The sequence below is a fragment of the Streptomyces fulvoviolaceus genome, assembly GCF_000718165.1.
In the GTDB taxonomy this organism is placed as follows: domain Bacteria; phylum Actinomycetota; class Actinomycetes; order Streptomycetales; family Streptomycetaceae; genus Streptomyces; species Streptomyces fulvoviolaceus.
On record NZ_JOEY01000030.1, the window covers coordinates 71037 to 89173 of the forward strand.

Genomic DNA, 18137 nt, shown 5'->3' on the forward strand with positions numbered 1-18137 from the left:
ACATCAAGCCCCGTGGTGGCCTCGCGCCGAGAGAATTGGCGTGCGTTCGGGGCGCGTTGGAGCGGGTACCGATGTCGGGGTGGCAGGTTGCCGGGTGGTGTGGTGGCGGCGCCAGCCGGCACGGGCCTGGGGCAGGTAGCGGGCGTCGTGCGGGAGGAGGGCCGCCAGGAGGCGTATCAGCCGGCGGAAGACCGCGAAGAGCGCGGCGTCGCGTGTGGTCCACGTCAGGCACATGCGGTCCCGGATGACGGGGGGCAGAGTTGCGGCGGCTACCCAGACCTCAAGGCGGCCGAGCCGGCGGCCGACCGGCCGCCAGAGGCGGTCCGGCAGCCAGCGCAGTGGGGACGGGCTGTCGACCAACAGGGAACGGATGGCCTCCGCGCCTGCTTCCACATGCGTGAGGTCCCCGTCGACGACACGGTTCAGGTAGGCGCTGAACTCGGTCCAGTCCTTGGGGACTTCACGCAGTCCCATGCCGTAGCGGCGGAACCATCCCAGCGCCTCCGCGTACAACTCGAACTTCTCGACGGCGGTCAGAGGTCGGCCGAAGAACTGCGCGGACACAACCTGGCTGTGGATGAATGTGGCATGGGCCCACACGAACGGTGCTGGGTTGAGGGCGTGGAAGGGTTGGCCGTTGCCGTCAGTGCCTCGGATGCCGGTGTGGTAGTCGCGCACGGTGTGCGCGACGGTCTCGGCGTCGGCACCGTAGACGCTGGCGAGGATGGGGTCGGACGAGCGGAGCAGCCGGTTCCACGGGTCCTTGAACGCCACGGATTGATGGATGAGAGCCGACCCGATGGCGGGGTGCATCGCCTGGAGCAGGCCGGTGTGGCCCAGTAGCAGCAGGCTGCGTACGTCGCCGAGGAGCCGCCAGGTGTGGCTGCCAGGGCCAGGTGCTGTGGGTGGGGTTGGCTGGGAGGCGGCGGTGTTCATTGCAGGCTCCCGTTGGTGCGTGCGAGGTCCAGCAGAGATGCCGGGGGCAGGAAGCGGTCCCCGTAGGCACGGGCGAGCTCGGTGGCGCGGGCCACGAAGCCGGGGACACCGCTGGCGTACTGGTTGATGTACTGCACGACACCGCCGGTCCAGGCGGGGAAGCCGATGCCGAGGATGGAGCCGACGTTGGCTTCGGCGACGGAGCGGAGTACGCCTTCGTCCAGGCAACGGACGGTGTCGAGGGCCTCGGCGAAGAGCATGCGTTCGCTCAGGTCGTTGAGCGGGGGCCGGGTGCACGCGGGTTCGAAGGCCTCGTCCAGTCCGGGCCAAAGGCGGGTGCGGCGTCCGTCCGTGTAGTCGTAGAAACCGGCACCGCCGGAGCGGCCGGTGCGTCCGTACTGGTCGATGAGGCGGTCGATGACCTCTTCGGCCGGGTGCTCGACCCAGGTTCCGCCCGTCTCTTCGACGCCGCGCCGCGTCTCGACGCGTATCTTGCGGGGCAGCGTGAGCGTCAGTTCATCCATGAGCGCCAAGGCTCCGACCGGGTAGCCGGCCTGGGTGGCGGCCTGTTCGACCGACGCCGCGGGGATGCCCTCGCCGACCATCGCGACGGCCTCGTCCAGGAAACGGCCGATGACCCGGCTGGTGAAGAACCCACGGCTGTCGTTGACGACGATGGGTGTCTTGCGGATCTGCTGCGCGAAGTCGATCGCGCGGGCCAGGGCGGTGTCGCTGGTCTTGTCTCCCACGACGATCTCGAGGAGCGGCATCCTGTCCACCGGTGAGAAGAAGTGCAGTCCGATGAAGTCCTCGGCCCGGCGCACTCCTTCCGCGAGGAGCGTGATGGGCAGGGTGGAGGTGTTGGATCCGAGCAAGGCGTTCGGAGCGACGATCTGCTCGACCTCCGCGAAGACGGCCTTCTTCAGCTCCGGGCTCTCGAAGACTGCCTCGACGACGAGGTCCGCGCCTGCGAGGTCGGCGGCATCGGCTGTGGGGGTGATCCGGGCCAGTAGCGCGTCGGCCTTCTCCTGCGTGGTCCGGCCCTTTTCGAGGGCTTTGGCCATCAGCCGCTCGGAGTAGGCCTTGCCGGAGGCGGCTGCCTCCGGTGTCACGTCCTTGAGGACGACGTCGATGCCGGCGCGGGCACAGGCGTAGGCGATGCCGGCGCCCATCATGCCGGCGCCGATGACGGCGGCCTTGCGAACGGTCGCCCGTGGGACGTCCTGGGGACGGTTGACGCCCTTGGCGATGGCCTGTGTGTCGAAGAAGAGGGCCTTGATCATGTTCGCGGAGGTCTGGCCGCACACCAGGTCGGTGCAGTACCGCGTCTCGATCGCGAAGGCTGAGACGAGGTCCACCTGAGCGCCTTCGACGGCGGCGGCCAGGATGTGTTTGGGCGCGGGCATCGGCGCGCCCTTGAGCTGCTTCCGCAGCGTGGCCGGGAAGGCGGGCAGGTTTGCCGCGAAGGAGGCCTGGGCCGGGGTTCCACCAGGGATGCGGAACCCGGGGCGGTCCCACGGTTGTGCCGCGTCCGGGTTCTGCTCGATCCATGCCTTCGCACGAGTGAGGAGTTCCTCGGGCGACGCGGCGATCTCGTCGACGAGGCCGAGCCGGAGCGCGTCGGCGGGTGCGTGGCGCGTACCCGTCAGCAGCACCTGCTGCAACGCTGCGGTGATACCGAGCATGCGAACGGTGCGGGTGACGCCACCGGCTCCCGGCAGCAGGCCGAGCGTCACCTCCGGCAGTCCCACGGACGTACCGGGAGCGTCGAGGGCGATCCGGTGGTGGCAGGCCAGGGCGATCTCGAAGCCTCCGCCGAGGGCGGCGCCGTTGATCGCGGCGACGACCGGTTTGCCCAGCGTCTCCAGGCGCCGCATCAGTGCCTTGCAGTGGTCCAGGAGGCCGGCGATCCTCGCGGCGTCGGCGCGGGTCGCGGCCATGAGCATGGCCAGATCCCCGCCGGCGAAGAACGTCGGCTTCGCCGATGCCACGATCACGCCGGTGATGCGCTCGCGTTCGTCTTCCAGCCAGTCGACCGCGGTCCCGAACGAGCGGACGAACGCCTCGTTCATGGTGTTCGCGCTCTGGCCGGGGTCGTCGAGGGTCAGGACGGCGACCCCGTCGGCATCGATCCGGCGGTGGATCGTGTCGGGCAGGGCCGTGGATGCGGTCGTGGAGGAAGGTGTCGGCTCAGTCATCGGGGTCCCTTGGTGTGGCGGACCCATTCCGGGTCCTCGGTCTGCTCGGTGATATGGGCCGCGCGTTGGGGCGGCATGCCGGAGGGGGCTGGTACGACGGAGCGGCGTCAGAGGCGTCAGAGGCGTTCGATGACGGTGGCGACGCCCATCCCCCCGCCCACGCAGAGCGTCACCAGCGCCCGTTGCTCACCGCGCCGCTCCAGCTCGTCCACGACCGTGCCGATGAGCATGGCGCCGGTGGCGCCCAGCGGGTGGCCCATCGCGATGGCTCCGCCGTTGACGTTGACCTTCTCCAGGGGCAGCTTCAGGTCGCGTACGTATTTGAGGACGACGGCGGCGAACGCCTCGTTGATCTCGAACAGGTCGATGTCGTCGACGGTCAGCCCCGCGGTGGCCAGCACCTTGCGGGTGGCAGGTGTCGGACCGGTCAGCATGATCGTCGAGTCGGCCCCGCTGATCGCGGTCGCGACGATCCGGGCCCGTGGCTGGAGGCCGAGTTCGGCACCGACGCTTTCGTCGCCGATGAGGACGAGGGAGGCCCCGTCGACGATGCCTGATGAGTTCCCGGGGGTGTGGACGTGGTCGATCCGCTCGACCCAGTGGTACTTCTGCAGCGCGACGGCGTCGAACCCGGCCGCCTCGCCCGCTGTGGCGAACGACGGCCGCAAGGTGCCGAGGCGTTCCGGCGTGGTGTCGGGGCGCAGGTGCTCGTCACGGTCGAGGACCAGCAGGCCGTTGCGGTCCCGGACGGGCACCACGGACCGGTCGAACAGGCCGCCCAGCCATGCCTTGGCGGCGCGTTCCTGGGACTGCGCGGCGTACCCGTCGACGTCGTCGCGGGTGAATCCCTCGATGGTGGCGATGAGGTCGGCACTGACGCCCTGGGGCACGAAGTGCGTGTCGTAGTTCGTCTCGGGGTCCATCGCCCACGCTCCGCCGTCGGAGCTCATCGGCACCCGGGACATCGACTCGACGCCGCCGGCGATCACCAGGCGTTCCCAGCCGGAACGTACCTTCTGCGCGGCGAGGTTGACCGCTTCAAGGCCGCTGGCGCAGAAGCGGTTGAGCTGCACGCCGCCGGTGTGGTCCGGCAGTCCGGCCGCCAGTGCCGCAGTCTTGGCGATGTCGGATCCCTGGTCGCCGACGGGGGTGACCACACCCAGGACCACATCCTCGATGAACTCGGGGTCAAGGCCGGGGTTGCGTTCGCGCAGGGCGTCGATGAGGCCGACGACGAGCGACACGGGCTTGACCGTGTGGAGGGAGCCGTCGGCCTTGCCGCGCCCGCGTGGGGTGCGGACGGCGTCGTAGATGAAAGCGTCAGCGGTCACAGGTGTTCCTCTCGAGGTGCTGAGCGACCGAGCAGGAGCAGGTGCGGGCCCGCGTCACAGGCTGCGGGCGATGAGGTCCTTCATGACCTCGTTGGCACCGGCGTAGATCTTCTGGATCCGGCTGTCGACGAACATCCGGGCGATGGGGTATTCGGTCATGTAGCCGTAGCCGCCGAACAGTTGCAGGCAGGAGTCGACGACGCGGCACTGCTGCTCGGACGTCCAGGACTTGGCCATCGCGGCGGTCGTGGCATCGAGTTCGCCGCGGACGTGCCGGGCGACGCAGGCGTCGACGAAGGCGCGGGCGACGGCGACGGTGGTGGCGGCCTCGGCGAGGGTGAACCGGGTGCTCTGCAGGTCGAAGAGGGTGCCACCGAAAGCCTGGCGCTGCTTGGTGTAGGCCACCGTCGCCTCGACCGCGGCCTCCATCATTCCCATCGCGGCCGTGGCCACGATGAGTCTCTCGTGCGGTAGTTGCCGCATGAGCTGGGCAAAGCCACTTCCCGGGGTACCTCCCAGCAGATTCCGGGCGGGCACGCGCAGGCCGTCGAAGAACAACTCGGCGGTGTCCTGGCCCTTCTGCCCGATCTTCTTCAGAACCTGACCGCGCCGGAACCCGGCAGGGCCGTCGTCGACCTCGGCGACGAGCAGCGAGATCCCGCGGGCGCCTGCGCCCGGATCCGTGACGGCGGCGATGATGAGGAGATCGCAGGTGGCGCCGTTGGAGATGAACGTCTTCGCTCCCGTGACGACGTACTCGTCGCCGTCACGGACGGCACGGGTGCGGATGTTCTTGAGGTCGGAGCCGGTGGCGGGTTCCGTCATGGCGATCGCACCGATCCACTCACCGCTGGCCAGTTTGGGAATCCAGGCCAGGCGCTGTTCGTGTGTGGCGTAGTGCAGGAGGTAGTGCGGGACGATCCCGGTGTCCACGCCGAGTTGCAGGGCGCTCTCGCCCGCCCGGGTCTGCTCCTCGAACAGCACGGCCTCGTGCTCGAAGGTTCCTCCCCCGCCGCCGTACTCGGTGGGAACCGACATACACAGCAGGCCGAGTTCGCCGGCACGTCGGTACATCTCCCGGTCGGGGCGGCCCTGTTGTTCGAAGCGCTCCTCGTGCGGCATGACGACTGTCTCGAAGAACGTACGCGCCAGGGCGCGGAGATCCGCGAGTTCGGCACGGTCCGCATGCCCGGCAACGGGCCGAGGGGGCGTCTGGGGCATTGCCATACCCGTAACTCCCATGTGTGTGGTGGTTATGTGACGACGCGTCAATACCCCTTCCGGACATCGTTCCGCGGTCGACAGCAGTACCGTCCAGCACTATTGGCGCACTGTCAATAGAGTGGGACAGCATTATTGTCTGGTCGCCAATAGGATGATTAACCTGCCGTCCATGACTCCAGAGCCGAGCCCGTCCCACAGATGCCACTCCTCGTCCGACGACGACGCGGAATCGTCCACACCCGGTATCGCCGACGTCGGCGAACGCGTCCTGACCGCGCTGTCCGACGGCGTCCTCACCGTCGAACTGGCCTCGCCCGAACGCCTCAACGCCATCGACCTCGCCACGGCGCGGGCGCGGCGTGCAGCCGCGCGCGGCGCCCACGATTCCGGTGTGCGCTGCGTTCTGCTCACCTCGCAGGACCCGGACTTCTGCGTGGGCGGCGACGCCCGAACATTCGCTGCGGCAACGGATCCGGCCGCTACGGTGCGTGCCGTGGCCCGCGCCTTCCACGAAGCCGTATGGCTGCTGGCCACCGCGCCCGCCCCGCTCGTCACGGCCGTGCAGGGCTGGTCGGCGGGCGCCGGGATGGCACTCGGGCTACGCGCCGACGTCGTGGTCGGGGCGGCGGGCGCCCGATGGCGTTCGGCCTATACGGGGATCGGGCTGTCACCCGACGGCGGGCTCACCGAGTTGCTGCCACGCGTGCTCGGGCCCAGCCGAGCGGCCGAACTCATCCTCACCAACCGCGTGATCGACGCCCCGCAGGCACTGGAATGGGGACTCGTGGGCCGAATCGCAACCGACTCGGACTGCCGGGCCGAGGCGGCGGACGTGGCCCGGGAACTGGCACACGGCAGCGCGACGGCACATGTGACAGTGCGGCGGCTGCTCGGCCGGGGAAGGCTGGAGGAGTTGCGCGCTGCGCTGGATGCGGAGGAGCGTTCCATCGCCGAGTGCGCGGGGTCGGCGGACGGGCTGGAAGGCATACGTTCATTCGCCGCCCGCAGTGTGCCCGCGTTCACGGGCGCTCAGGCGCATCGGGCCGGATGACCGTGTCTCACGGTTCCGTCGCGCCCGACGTCTGACGGACGCGACGGAGACCTGCCTTCCTACAGACGGCGTGTTCCGGGCCGGCCGCTACGAGGCCGCAGCGCCCGCGCGTCGGCGAGGCTTCGCCGCGGGTGCGGGCGCCGAGCGGTTCACGGGCGCGGTGACGAGGTAGTCCGCCGGGTCCAGACGCGCTGTGCGGCGGCGGTACTCCCCCGCCATGCCGGGCCAGTTGGTCACGGTCCGACCGCCGCTGGTGCGGTACCAGCTCTCACAGCCGCTCCACACCATGCCTCCCAGGCGCGTCTGCAGTTCCCGGTCGAAGTCGCCCTCAACCTCTTCGCGTACCTCCAGCGTTCCCCCTCGCATGGCGGACAGCAGGCGTACGGCCTGCACGATGTAGCGGGCCTGAGCCTCGTGGAAGTAAACGACGGACGTGCTTCCCGTGTTGGTGTTGGGTCCGTAGACGAGGAAGAGGTTAGGGAAGTCCGGCACCGTCATGCCGAGGTAGGCGTGGGCGCCGTCTTTCCAGTACTCGGCCAGCTGTGTCCCGCCGCGGCCGGTCACCGTCATCGGGACGAGGAATTCGGTGGCCGCGAATCCCGTGCCGAAGACAAGCACGTCGGCGAGGTGTTCGACGCCGTCGGCGGTGACGATGCCGGACGGTGTGACGCGTTCGACTGGGTCGGTGACGACGTCCACGGTGCTGCGCTCCAACGCCGGATACCAGCGGCTGGTGAACAACACCCGCTTGCAGCCCATGTCGTAATCAGGTGTCACCTTCTCCCGCAGGGCGCGGTCGCGAACCTGCAGGCGTCGCTGGCCCGTCGAGACTGCCGTGAACAGCGCGCCCGCGATCGAGTTGCCGGTGACCGCGAGGCTCATCGCCGAGGTGACGGCCCACGTCGCCGCGCGGCCGGCCTTCAGGGTGGCCGGGACAGCGCGGCCGACCAGCCGCTTGACGGACCCGTAGCGGCGGTTGGGCTTGGGCAGCGTCCAAGGGGCCGATCGCTGGAAGACAGTGACCTGGGCGGCCCGTTCGGCGATCGCGGGAACGATCTGGATGGCACTGGCGCCCGTTCCGACGACCGCCACCCGGCGGCCGTCCAGATCCACGGTCTCGTCCCACTCCGCGGAGTGGAAACTCGCGCCGCCGAACGACCCGAGGCCGTCGATCTGCGGCGTGACAGGTCGTGCCAACTGACCCACGGCGCTGACCAGCACGTCACATTCGAGACGGTCGCCCGAGGCGGTTTCGACCGACCACGTCTGGGTGTCCTCGTCGAACGTCGCCGCCGTCACTTCGGTGCGCAGCCGGAGGTGCGGCCGCAGTCCAAACCGCTCGACGATGTCTTCCAAGTAGCTCTGGATCTCGGCCCGGGGCGGGAACCGGCACGACCAGTCGGGGTTGAGTGCGAACGAGAACGAGTACAGGACAGCCGGGATGTCGCAGGCGCAGTCGGGATAGTCGTTGTCGCGCCAGACACCTCCGACGCGGTCTCCCTTGTCGAGCACGGTGAGATGCTCGACGCCGGCCTGCAACAGGCCGATGCCTACGGCGATTCCGCCGAAGCCTGCGCCAATGACGATGACACGTGGGGACATTGAGAGCCTCCCTGGGGCTGAGGATTGTCTGCCGGCGGCCGGGGGCGGCCGCTTCGCGCGCCGGAGGGTTGCGGAGATGTTCGGCAAGGGCCGCGCGAGCAGGATGTGGCGGAACCTAGCACACTATTGACGGGTCGCCAATAGACTGTGGGCGGTGGGCAATACCGAGGCGTGGGAATGGAGTTGACCATCAATGCGGGTGAGGGTCCTGTCGCACGTGGGCGAGCCTGCCCAGACCCGGTCACGCGTACGTGCCGGGCGCTCTGCGGCACGGCAGCGGCAGCGAGATGCACGCTGTGCTCGTCATCAAGCCGCCGCGGAGCAGGGTGCGCTCGTCATCCAAGGCCGTGCTGGCCGCCAGACCCATTGGTTCCCCGGCGCCGACAACATCGCCGGTCGTCAGGCCATCATGGTGCCTTTCCCGGCTCAGGACGGCCCGTTCCTGATCGCCCTGGCGACGAGTACGTCCGATGCGGCGAACGACTCACCGGGCCGCTCCCCGGTCGCCGGAGGGCATCACCGACCCTGCCGCGGTCGGCGGCTGGTCGCAGTGCGGTCAATCGTCCCGACAGGCAGGGTAAAGATCGAGGACGATCAGGAGGAGGGTGCGTTCGAGGAGGCAGACGGTCTGGTCGCGGGTCAGAGTGCCGCGGTTGAGCCACTCGTTCGTCGCGGCCCGCGCCATCGAGCCGAAGGCACGGGACATGGCGCGCAGGGATTCGATCCCCTCGGCGTCGGGGTCGATGTCGAGGGCACGCAGGAGTTGGTCGACGGTCACCTCTTCCGACTCACGCATGACGGCCTCGATGTCGGGGTCGTGGCCGTGCGACATGACGTCGACCGTAACGAGCCAGATACCGCGGTGGCGTGAGACGACGGTGAGGAAGCGGTCGACGACACCACTGACGCGCTCCTCGAGGCTTCCCTTGGGAAGCCTGTCGAGCACGGAGTCCGGGACAGCGATCATCTCGCGCACGACCTCGAGGTAGAGCTCGCGCTTTCCGCCGAAGTAGTGGCCGACCAGCCCCCGGGCGACACCGGCTTCCCGGGCGACATCGGCGAGAGACACGGCCCCGTAGGGCCGCTCGCCGAATATCCGGCGTGCGCACACGAGGATCTGGTCCCGGCGCGCTTCGGGCTCCATCCGGGTACGGACTCGCCCGCCGTGTTCGGTGCTGGCTGTCATCGCATCATCTTGCCACGGGGCGCTCGATGACTGTCAGGGGCAGGTGAAGCGCACCTGGCGCGGCTTCGGGTACGACTGGACGGCCGGGCGCGACCGGACGGATGCGCTCGAATCCGGCACCGAGCGGCGGACGAGTATCGGCCTCGCCCTTGTTCGGCCAGTAGGCCATGGCGCGCTCCGCCTGGGCGGTGATGGTCAGGGAGGGATTGACGCCGAGGTTGGCACTGATGGTGGATCCGTCGACGACGTGCAGGCCCGGGTGCCCGTAGAGGCGGTGATAGGGGTCGACAACTCCGGTGTCGGAGGAATCGCCGATGGTGCAGCCGCCGATGAAGTGGCCGGTGAGCGGGATGTCGAAGAAGTCGCCGACCCCTCCGGCCGGTACACCGCCGATCTTCGCCGCGGCACGGCGTGCGACATCGTGACCGACCGGGATCCATGAGGGATTCGGGTCGCCTTCGCCCTGTCGCGTGGTCATCCGCCTGCGGCCCAGCAGCCCTCGGCTGGTATAGGTGGTGACGGAATTGTCCAGCGTCTGCATGACGAGCAGGAAGATCGACTGTTCGGACCAGCGGCGGGGGTTGTGGATGGTCCACAAGTGCTTCCGCATCTTCCCCATTTCGCGCAGCGCGGAGAGCCAGCGGGGTCCGCGGCCGTCGCCGTCGACGAGCACGCCGAAGATCAGGGAGAGCAGGTTGCTGTCTTTCCCATATCTCACCGGTTCTATGTGGGTGACGGAATCGGGATGGATGGACGAGCTGATGGCGACGCCCTTGGTGTAGTCCGCCTTCCTGCTGGGGGTGCGGGCGGCGAGGACGGCCTCGGAGTTGGTACGGGCCAGGTAGCCCAGACGCGGGGAGACACCGGGGAGGACGCCGCGGTCGCGCATGTCGTGGAGCAGCCGCTGTGTGCCGAGGGCCGCTGCCGAGAGGACGACCTGACCAGCGGTGAAGACCTCCTTGCGGCGCAGTCGGTCACCCGTGCGGATGCACTCGACGTCGTAGCCGCCGCCGGGGCGCGGACGCACTGCGGTCACCGAGGTGAGCGGGTGGACGATGGCCCCGGCCTGCTCGGCCAGGTACAGATAGTTCTTGACGAGGGTGTTCTTGGCGTTGTGCCGGCATCCCGTCATGCATTCGCCGCAGTGGGTGCAACTGCGGCGCCTGGGGCCGACGCCACCGAAGAACGGGTCCGGGACATCCGTGCCAGGAGCGTTGCCCGGCTTGCCGAAGAACACCCCGACGGGAGTGGGGGTGTAGGTGTGCTCGACGCCGATGTCCTTGGCCACGTCGAGCATGACGCGGTCGGCCGGTGTCGTGGCGGGATTCCTGGTGACGCCGAGCATGCGGGACGCCTGGTCGTAGTACGGAGCGAGTTCGCTCTTCCAGTCGGTGATGTGCGCCCAACTGCGGTCGGAGTAGAAGCTGTCCGGCGGCATGTAGAGGGTGTTGGCGTAGACGAGCGAGCCCCCGCCCACGCCGGCGCCGCTGAGGACGAGCACGTTCTTCAGCAGCGTCATGCGCAAGATTCCGGTGCACCCGGCGGCGGGGTTGAACAGATAGTCGCGTACGTGCCAGGAGTTCTTGGGCAACTCGTCGTCTGTGAAGCGGCGCCCTGCTTCGAGGACGCCGACGCGATAGCCCTTCTCGGTGAGACGCAGGGCGCTGACACTGCCGCCGAAGCCGGAGCCGACGACGATCACGTCGTAGTGAAAGCGGTTGTCGGGCACTGGCGTTGGTGGCTTGGCCGACTGGGTCGCGCGCTCCGGTTCGGGCGCTGGGGTGGGGTGTGGTCGGGCCGTGGACATGAGGACTCCAGGCGGAACAACGTCGTTGTGGGCTCGTCACTCTCGCGCCCTATTGGCGCCCCGTCAAGAAGTCTCGGCAATCCCTGTCCGCTCTATTGACGACCCGCCAGTAAGCGCCCCACAGTGACACCACTCTCCCGTGGCACCGTCGCCCGGCTCCGCCCGGCAGCGCCGTGCCCGTCAGCCCCATCCTTCGAAGGAGACTGCCGGTGTCTCGTGGTCGTCCGCCGTCAACTGCGGCCCTTTCGCCCGCCCGAGACTCCCGGAGCCTCGCGCAACGCCCCACGAAATCGACGTTGGTCCACGACCGTTTCGGCAGCGGCGAGGCCATCATCCTTCTGCACGGTGTTGGCAGTCGGCGCGGCGTGTGGTCGCCGGTCAGCGATCTGCTCGCGGCCCACCACGACGTGGTGGCCGTGGACTTCCCGGGATTCGGCGACTCACCTTCGGACGCGCGCGCCGACGGCAGCATCGAAGCGTATGCGACGTGTATCGAGGAACTGATTGCGGAGCTCGGGATCCAACACCCGCATGTCGTAGGCAACTCGATGGGTGGCGCGGTGGCGCTCGAACTCGGACGACGCGGTGTCGCGCGATCGGTCGTAGCCTTCGCGCCCATCGGTTTCTGGCGCCGGCCGGGACTTATCTGGACCAGGACGGCGGTACGGACGATGCGGGCGGTCTCCCGTCCCCTGCGACCGTTGCTCCCTGCACTTGCCCGATCTCGCACCGCCCGTGGGCTGTTGTTCGGCACCTTCTACGGCAGGCCTCGCCAACTCGACAGGACCCGCGGTCTCGCCGACGTCGAGGGCCTGGTGAGTGCCGCGGGTGTGGACTCGGCGCTCGACGGATTCGGGCGCTGGCGCCTTGGGACGCCCGGCCGGCTCACCGAGATTCCCGTGACGATCGCCTGGGGATCACGCGACGTGCTACTCACCTACTCCACCCAGGCGCGCCGCGCCCGATGGCTCGTGCCCTGGGCGCGGCATGTCAGCCTCGACGGCTGCGGCCATCTGCCCTTCCCCGACGACCCGGCCGCGTGTCTGGCCGCCGTACTCGAGACGACGCACGCCACCGGCCCGAACCATTCGACCGTCGGCACCCGGGCAACGGGGGTACCCCGATGACGACTTCAGCCGAAGCGGAAACGGAAGCAGCGCAGGCCACAGCGACCTTCACCTCCACGGACCCTGCCACCGGAAAGACGGTCGCCGAATTCCCCGTGTGCTCCTCCGCCGACATCGACGCCGCAGTGGCAACAGCCCGCACGGCGGCTGTGTGGTGGACGGGGCTCCGGCCCGCCGAGCGCGAGAGGTACCTGCTGGACTGGGCGGGCGCCATCTGGTCGCGTCGCGAGGAGCTTGCCGATCTCCTGCACCGCGAGAACGGCAAGACCCTGGACGACTGCCTGATCGAGACCGTCATGGCACTGGAGCATCTGCGCTGGGCGGCGCGCAACGCCGAACGGGTGCTCCGCACACGACGTGTGAACACCGGTCTGCTCATGGTCAACCACTCGGCGACGGTGCAGCGGTTGCCGCTCGGGGTGATCGGCGTGATCGGCCCGTGGAACTACCCGCTCTACACGCCGATGGGTTCGATCGCCTATGCGCTGGCGGCTGGGAACGCGGTGGTCTTCAAGCCCAGCGAGTACACCCCGGCCGTCGGCGCGTGGCTCGCGCGCTCGTTCGCCGAGGCTGTGCCGTCGGCGCCTGACGGGCTGCTCACCGTCGTCACCGGAGACGCTTCGACCGGGGCAGCGCTGTGCCACTCGGGCGTCGACAAGATCGCGTTCACCGGTTCGACTCCCACCGGACGGGCGGTCATGGCGGCCTGTGCGCAGTCCTTGACCCCGGTCGTCCTCGAGTGCGGCGGCAAGGACGCCGTCGTGATCGCCGAGGACGCCGATCTCAACGCCGCGGCGCACGCCGTCGCCTGGGGATCCATGAGCAACGGCGGCCAGACGTGCGTCGGTGTCGAGCGCGCCTACGTCGTCGCCTCGGTCCGCGACGCCTTCGTCGACAGGCTGCGGGCAGCGCTCGCCGGCGTCCACTCCGGTTCCGACCACAACGCCAGCTACGGCCCCATGACGACGCAACAGCAGGCCGACATCGTGCGTGCCCATGTCTCCGACGCGCTCGCGCGCGGCGCGAAGGCCGTCCACGGCAACCCGCAGGCGGACCGCGGCCGGTATGTCGACCCCCTGGTGCTGCTGGACGCACCGGAGGACAGTCTGGCCGTCGCCGAGGAGACCTTCGGCCCCACGGTCACCGTCACCACCGTCGCCGATGTCGACGAGGCGGTCCGGTTGGTCAACGCGAGCCGGTTCGGGCTCGCCGGGGCGGTGTTTTCCCGCCGACGCGGTCAGGAGATCGCCTCCCGGCTCGATGTCGGGGTCGTCACCGTCAACGCCGTCATGTCCTTCGCCGGCATTCCGGGGGTGCCGCTGGGCGGCAGCCGGGACAGCGGTTTCGGCCGGGTGCACGGCGCCGAGGGCCTGCGGGAGTTCACCCGCACGCGCGGCATCACCCACAAACGCTTCTCGACGCCCGGGATGGACGTCATGACCCTGCGGCGGACCCGGATCACGATCGCCCTGACGCGTCGCGTCGCGGGTCTGCTCAACTCCCGTACTCCCAGGGATATCAAAGGACGACCGAGTGATGAAGCCTGAACCCCGCACCATGTGCGAAGCGTTCCAGCGGACCGCCGCGCGCTACCCGACCGAGATCGCGCTGCGCACGGTAGGCGACGCGACGACGGTCAGCTGGACCGACTACGCACAGCGCGTGCGATCGCTGGCCGAAGGCTTGGCCGCGCTGGGCGTCGGCCACCGCGACACCGTGGCGATCATGTTGCGCAACCGGCCCGAGTTCCACATCGTCGACGCCGCCGCGATGCATCTGGGCGCCGTTCCCTTCTCCGTGTTCAACACGTCCTCGCCCGAGCAAGTCGCCTGGCTCGTAAGCGAGTCGGGCACCCGAGTCGTGGTGACCGAGCAGCTGTTCCTGCCCGTCGTCACCCCACCGGCGGCCGCCTCGGGTGCCACCGTCATCACCGTCGACGGCTCCGCCGATGGCACCCTCGACCTCGCCGACGTCGCGTCGCGCACCGCCGACGGATTCGACTTCGAGGCCACCTGGCGGTCGGTGCGGCCCGACGACATCCTCACGCTGATCTACACCTCCGGCACCACGGGCCGGCCGAAGGGCGTCGAGATCACCCACCGAGCCGAACTCGCCGAGTGCGCCGCGACGAACAAGCTGTTCGGAGTACGGCCGGGCGACCGCTTTGTCTCTTTCCTACCTTCCGCTCACATCGCGGACCGGTGGTCGGCGCACTACACGCAGATGACCGCGGGCACGCAGGTAACGACCGTCGGCAACCCGCGCGACATCGCGGCAGCGCTCGTCGACGCCCGGCCCCATGTGTTCGGGGCCGTACCGCAGGTGTGGCAGCGCCTGTACAACGCCGTACGCGCGGTGCTGAACGAGGCGGCCGCCACCGAGGGCAACGAGGCGCGGCGCGCGGCCCTGACCGGCGTACTCGATATTGGTCTGCGTTACGCGACCGGGCTCGACCAGGGAAGTCTCACCCCTGAGCTCAAGGCGATGTGGCAGCAGCTCGACGCCGGCATCCTGACCGGTCTACGGACCCGCATGGGACTGGACCAGGTACGCGTGGCGATCTCGGGCGCGGCTCCCATCGCCCCCGCTCTCCTGCTGGGCCTGCGTGGTCTCGGAATCCCGGTCAGCAACGTGCTGGGCATGTCCGAGCTGTCCGGCACGACGACCTACTCTCCGCCGGGCGAGGCATCCGCCGCTTCGGTGGGCAGGCCGATCCCGGGCGTCGAGGTGTCACTCGGTAAGGACGGTGAACTCCTGGTGCGCGGCGAAGTCGTCATGCGCGGCTACCGGGACGCCCCGGAGGCGACCGCCGCCGCCGTCGACAACGACGGGTGGCTGCACACCGGGGACATCGCGACGCTGAGTCCGGACGGCGCGGTCACCATCGTGGACCGCAAGAAGGACCTGATGATCAGCTCCGGCGGCAAGAACCTGTCGCCGTCGGCCATCGAGGGCACCCTCCTGTCGCACTGCCCACTGCTGGCCCACGCCGCACTGATCGGTGACGCCCGGCCATTCGTCACCGCGCTTCTGGTGCCGGATCCCGAGGCGCTGACCGTCTTCGCCACCGAGCATGCCCTGGACGCCGATCCGGCGGACCTGCCCGCGCATCCGACGGTGCTCGCGGCCGTCACGGCCGGCGTACAGCGCGCCAACGCCGCGCTGTCCGGACCCGAGCAGGTCCGCGACCACACCGTGCTCGCCGAGGTCTGGGAGCCGGGAAGCGAGGTCCTCACCCACACTCGCAAACTGCGGCGCGGCCCGATCAACGAGCGCTATGCCCCGCACATCGAGGCCATGTACGCCGCGTACGCAGCCAAGGCCAGTGCCGCTCCGACCGTGCGCTGAAGTTCCGCCCACCGCCCGCACCCGTCCGTTCCCCCTCCAGGAGGGCACCATGTCCAACTTCACGAGACGATCCCGGCGTCCGGCCCCGGGCGAGGGCGCCACCCGGTGGAGGCGGTCAAGTCTCCTGCTGTTGCCGTCCGTCGCCGCGGTCGCGGCGATGACCGTCGCCATGGCCGAAGGGGCACTCGCGGCCAGCATCGGCGTCTCGGGCCAGCAGTTCAAGGTCACCGCCGCACAGGTCGACGGCAGCCAGGTGGCCGGCTTCCCTGCGTCGGTCAGGTCCGCGGACGGCAAGGAACTCGAGACGATCCGACTCGGCTTCCAGTCGGCACTGCTGAAGAAACTCTGCCTGACTCAGGTCGCCCACATACCGCTCATCGGAGATGTCACGCTCACCTTGAAGTCAGGAGGCAGTGAACCCGTCGCCGTCACCGACTTCATCGCCGACGCCACTCAGGTCCTCGGCGAGAAGGGCAAGCTCTCCGACGTCGAGGTCGGAGTCGACGCCTCGAGACTGACCCGGGCCGTGGAAGGCGGACGTGGTCCCCAGGGCCGCTTCGGACTGCAGGCCTCGGCGCTCTCCCTCCAGGACTTCGAGACCACCGCCCAAACGCTGACCAGTGGTAGCTTCACGCTCTCCGGACTCGATCTGAACGTCAAGCGCGGATCTGTCGCATGCGGCTGACGACCCGACGGGCGGCCTTCCGCCACTGGCGGCGTACGCGGCCCTTCTGGGCCGGCCTGTTCGTCATGGCGGGAGGCATGTTCATCATCGCGCCGCCGCTGGCACCGATAAAAGCCATGCTCACCGGCGGACCCGCGGTCACAACAGGTGTCGCCGTCGGCGTGATCCTCGTCGCGGCGGGCGTGGTGTTCTGGATCCGCCCGGTCCAGCGCGTCTTCACCTCCGTCGTCGCGGCCGCGTTCTCCGTCATCTCCTTCGCGACGACGAACTTCGGCGGCCTGGGCATCGGGATGCTCCTCGGCATCATCGGATCGAGCATGGCGTTCGGCTGGCGTGAGATTCCACCGGCCGAGGGTGCCCGGGACGACGGCGAAGCCGGGGACCAGCCGGACGGCGGCGAACCAAGGCGGTGGGGTGTCCCGGACGACGAGCGTAGGGATGAAAAACCTCCGTCGGACGGGGACGCGGGCGAGCCTGATCCGACGCGCGTCGTGGACCTCGATATTTCCGTCACCTCACAGGGCGCCGGCACAGCCGCCGGAGACCCGGGGCCCGTGCACCGGCTTGGGAGCATGCGACAGCCACAGCCACGACGGCGCCTGCTGCGCGGCGCGGCGGCCGCCACAGCGGTCACGGCACTGGGCGTCATCGCAGCCGCACCGGCCCACGCACAGGCATGCCTGCCGTCCGGCATCCCGTGGCCGAGTTGGTGGAGTCCGGCTCCGCCCGCATGCACCGGGCCGATGACGCTTGGGGACATGTCACAGACTTCCGCTACTGCGGCTGCTTCCGCGCCGCCGAGGAGTCCCGACCCGGCTGAGACGCCACCCGCCTCACCGCACGTGGGAGCCACTTCCGCTCCCCCGTCCCTCGCTGACGCTCCTGGCACCCCGGCCAAGAGCCCCGGTCCAGACGAACCGATTCCTTCGCCCTCCGAGTCGACTCCCGCCCCCAAGGCGTCCGGTGACATCACCTACCAGCCGGTTCCACCCGCAACGGAACAGGCCGACGACGGTCCACTGCCCGCCCGCATCGCACCCACCATCAGCGCCGACCGACTCGACGCCAACGCACTGCAGATCAAGGGCAGCCGTTGGCTGGAGACTCCCACCGGACGCACCAAGGTGCTCGTGCTGCACGCGACGTCGATCACCTTGACGAACTACCAACTGACCACGGCCCAGTCCGGTCCGGGTCTGACGCTGCGCTTCGATGTCACCGTGAACGACGTGGACCTGTACATGGCTTCACTCAGCGGCGTCCTACGCATCGCCGGCCTGCCGCTGCGCATCTCGCTATCGGCCGATCTGATTCCCGACTTCCTGCCGTTGGACATCACGCTGCCTCAACTGTCCCTCGACACCGTCGAAGCAAAACAGACTCTGATCGTCAGCCCGGACGCCACGTTCACCGGTCTGAAGATCGTCTCCCGCGCTGGCGAACCGGACGAATGAGGCACTCGCCGAAACTGCGGCACAATGCGCGCGCCCACACCGAACACACCATCGCCCCGGCCACCGACGGGCCATACCTCTCGGCGGCCGAGGCCCGCGGCGGGGTAGTCAAGGAGATCCACGCCCGTTACGCGTGACGCAGCCCAGGTCATGCGGTCGATCCTGCGGTCCTTGTCCTGGCGGAGGAC

At 69.2% G+C, this 18137-nt stretch carries 13 protein-coding genes; 6 read left to right on the forward strand and 7 right to left on the reverse strand.

The genetic code is table 11. The features are described 5' to 3' along the window. Positions 1–3: 3 nt before the first annotated feature. The 4 genes from IG08_RS0130455 to IG08_RS0130470 all read right to left on the reverse strand — a co-directional run bounded on the left by IG08_RS0130455 (position 4) and on the right by IG08_RS0130470 (position 5692). Positions 4–936: an oxygenase MpaB family protein gene (locus tag IG08_RS0130455; RefSeq protein WP_052424935.1), complete on the reverse strand. Its 933-nt coding sequence runs from the start codon at positions 934–936 to the stop codon at positions 4–6. Next, positions 933–3134 (reverse strand): 3-hydroxyacyl-CoA dehydrogenase NAD-binding domain-containing protein, encoded by a 2202-nt coding sequence (locus IG08_RS0130460; protein WP_106981052.1) that lies wholly within the window; start codon positions 3132–3134, stop codon positions 933–935. The genes IG08_RS0130455 and IG08_RS0130460 overlap by 4 nt, the downstream gene beginning before the upstream one ends. A gap of 116 nt (positions 3135–3250) precedes the next feature. Beyond that, on the reverse strand, positions 3251–4465 hold the full coding sequence (locus IG08_RS0130465) for an acetyl-CoA C-acetyltransferase (protein ID WP_030609528.1): 1215 nt from the start codon (positions 4463–4465) through the stop codon (positions 3251–3253). A 54-nt stretch (positions 4466–4519) separates the two neighbouring features. Further along, on the reverse strand, positions 4520–5692 hold the full coding sequence (locus IG08_RS0130470) for an acyl-CoA dehydrogenase family protein (RefSeq protein WP_199820926.1): 1173 nt from the start codon (positions 5690–5692) through the stop codon (positions 4520–4522). 166 nt (positions 5693–5858) lie between these two features. On the opposite strand from IG08_RS0130470, the gene IG08_RS0130475 reads away from it, so the two are divergent. Further along, a complete protein-coding gene (locus IG08_RS0130475; protein WP_052424937.1) occupies positions 5859–6740 on the forward strand; it encodes an enoyl-CoA hydratase/isomerase family protein in 882 nt (293 codons plus the stop codon). 87 nt (positions 6741–6827) lie between these two features. Here the strand turns inward: IG08_RS0130475 and IG08_RS0130480 are convergent, their stop codons facing one another. From IG08_RS0130480 to IG08_RS0130495, 3 genes are all read right to left on the reverse strand, one after another. Next, positions 6828–8342, reverse strand: a complete 1515-nt coding sequence (locus IG08_RS0130480; RefSeq protein WP_030609536.1) for a flavin-containing monooxygenase — start codon at positions 8340–8342, stop codon at positions 6828–6830. 556 nt (positions 8343–8898) lie between these two features. Beyond that, the gene (locus tag IG08_RS0130490) at positions 8899–9528 is read right to left on the reverse strand and encodes a TetR/AcrR family transcriptional regulator (protein ID WP_030609539.1); all 630 of its coding nucleotides are present in this window, start codon (positions 9526–9528) and stop codon (positions 8899–8901) included. A gap of 4 nt (positions 9529–9532) precedes the next feature. Continuing rightward, positions 9533–11335 (reverse strand): GMC family oxidoreductase N-terminal domain-containing protein, encoded by a 1803-nt coding sequence (locus IG08_RS0130495; RefSeq protein ID WP_078655810.1) that lies wholly within the window; start codon positions 11333–11335, stop codon positions 9533–9535. Positions 11336–11631: 296 nt separating this feature from the next. Between IG08_RS0130495 and IG08_RS0130500 the strand changes: the two genes are divergently transcribed. Genes IG08_RS0130500 through IG08_RS0130520 form a run of 5 tightly spaced genes read left to right on the forward strand, consistent with a single transcriptional unit; the run spans position 11632 to position 17949 of the window. Further along, on the forward strand, positions 11632–12462 hold the full coding sequence (locus IG08_RS0130500; protein WP_063757799.1) for an alpha/beta fold hydrolase: 831 nt from the start codon (positions 11632–11634) through the stop codon (positions 12460–12462). Continuing rightward, complete coding sequence (locus tag IG08_RS0130505; protein ID WP_052424938.1) at positions 12459–14009, forward strand: aldehyde dehydrogenase family protein; 1551 nt, start codon at positions 12459–12461, stop codon at positions 14007–14009. The genes IG08_RS0130500 and IG08_RS0130505 overlap by 4 nt, the downstream gene beginning before the upstream one ends. Then, positions 13999–15810: an AMP-dependent synthetase/ligase gene (locus IG08_RS0130510; RefSeq protein ID WP_043455594.1), complete on the forward strand. Its 1812-nt coding sequence runs from the start codon at positions 13999–14001 to the stop codon at positions 15808–15810. Before IG08_RS0130505 ends, IG08_RS0130510 begins: the two co-directional genes overlap by 11 nt. A gap of 49 nt (positions 15811–15859) precedes the next feature. Next, a complete protein-coding gene (locus IG08_RS0130515) occupies positions 15860–16495 on the forward strand; it encodes a DUF6230 family protein (protein WP_030609552.1) in 636 nt (211 codons plus the stop codon). Then, positions 16486–17949 carry a DUF6114 domain-containing protein gene (locus IG08_RS0130520; RefSeq protein WP_030609554.1) on the forward strand — a complete coding sequence of 488 codons (1464 nt, stop codon included), beginning with the start codon at positions 16486–16488 and terminating at the stop codon, positions 17947–17949. The genes IG08_RS0130515 and IG08_RS0130520 overlap by 10 nt, the downstream gene beginning before the upstream one ends. Positions 17950–18137 lie beyond the last annotated feature (188 nt).

Coding starts and splice junctions, on each gene's coding strand:
- IG08_RS0130495 (WP_078655810.1), bottom strand. CDS start 11,335: ATGTCCACGGCCCGACCACACCCCACCCCAGCGCCCGAACCGGAGCGC.
- IG08_RS0130515 (WP_030609552.1), top strand. CDS start 15,860: ATGTCCAACTTCACGAGACGATCCCGGCGTCCGGCCCCGGGCGAGGGC.
- IG08_RS0130505 (WP_052424938.1), top strand. CDS start 12,459: ATGACGACTTCAGCCGAAGCGGAAACGGAAGCAGCGCAGGCCACAGCG.
- IG08_RS0130460 (WP_106981052.1), bottom strand. CDS start 3,134: ATGACTGAGCCGACACCTTCCTCCACGACCGCATCCACGGCCCTGCCC.
- IG08_RS0130480 (WP_030609536.1), bottom strand. CDS start 8,342: ATGTCCCCACGTGTCATCGTCATTGGCGCAGGCTTCGGCGGAATCGCC.
- IG08_RS0130470 (WP_199820926.1), bottom strand. CDS start 5,692: ATGGCAATGCCCCAGACGCCCCCTCGGCCCGTTGCCGGGCATGCGGAC.
- IG08_RS0130510 (WP_043455594.1), top strand. CDS start 13,999: ATGAAGCCTGAACCCCGCACCATGTGCGAAGCGTTCCAGCGGACCGCC.
- IG08_RS0130455 (WP_052424935.1), bottom strand. CDS start 936: ATGAACACCGCCGCCTCCCAGCCAACCCCACCCACAGCACCTGGCCCT.
- IG08_RS0130490 (WP_030609539.1), bottom strand. CDS start 9,528: ATGACAGCCAGCACCGAACACGGCGGGCGAGTCCGTACCCGGATGGAG.
- IG08_RS0130475 (WP_052424937.1), top strand. CDS start 5,859: ATGACTCCAGAGCCGAGCCCGTCCCACAGATGCCACTCCTCGTCCGAC.
- IG08_RS0130520 (WP_030609554.1), top strand. CDS start 16,486: ATGCGGCTGACGACCCGACGGGCGGCCTTCCGCCACTGGCGGCGTACG.